Genomic DNA, 571 nt, shown 5'->3' with positions numbered 1-571 from the left:
ACCCTCCACCTTCGCCGTCAGCACATCGGCGAACCCGCCCAGATCAACCGGATCAAGATCAGCCAGAACCGCCGAACGCTCGACACCCGCCGCATGCACCACGCCGGACAGCGGGTACTCGGCCGGCACCGAAGCCAGCACTTCCGCCAGGGCGTCCCGGTCGGCGACGTCGCAGGCCGCGACCGTGACACGGACGCCCAGCGCGGTCAGTTCCGCTTGCAGTTCCGCAGCGCCGTCGGCCTCAAGGCCGCGCCTGTTGGTCAGCAGCAGGTGCTCGGCGCCCCTCGCCACCAGCCACCTGGCGACGTGTGCGCCGAGGGCACCGGTGCCGCCGGTGACCAGTACCGTCCCGCGAGGCGACCAGCCCTCCCCGGGCTCCTTGCCCACCGGCGCGGGCACCAGCCTGCGCCCCAGAACCTGACCGCCACGCAGCGCGACCTGGTCCTCCCCGCTCACTCCGCTGAGCACCGAAGCCAACAGATCGCCAGCCTGATCGTCCGCCGCTTCCGGCAGGTCGATCAGACCGCCCCAGGAGTCGGGCTGCTCCAGGGCGGCCACCCGGCCCAGACCC

1 protein-coding gene is annotated in these 571 nt (G+C 72.5%); it reads right to left on the bottom strand.

Annotated features, from left to right (window positions below):
- The coding region (locus IE226_RS43800; RefSeq protein ID WP_373307126.1) for an SDR family NAD(P)-dependent oxidoreductase at positions 1 to 558 on the bottom strand (558 nt) is incomplete at its 3' end.
- Positions 559 to 571: the final 13 nt, after the last annotated feature.

Origin of the sequence: Streptomyces longisporoflavus (assembly GCF_014649775.1) — a bacterium.
In the GTDB taxonomy this organism is placed as follows: Bacteria; Actinomycetota; Actinomycetes; order Streptomycetales; family Streptomycetaceae; genus Streptomyces; species Streptomyces longisporoflavus.
This window is presented reverse-complemented; position numbering and strand designations above follow the sequence as displayed.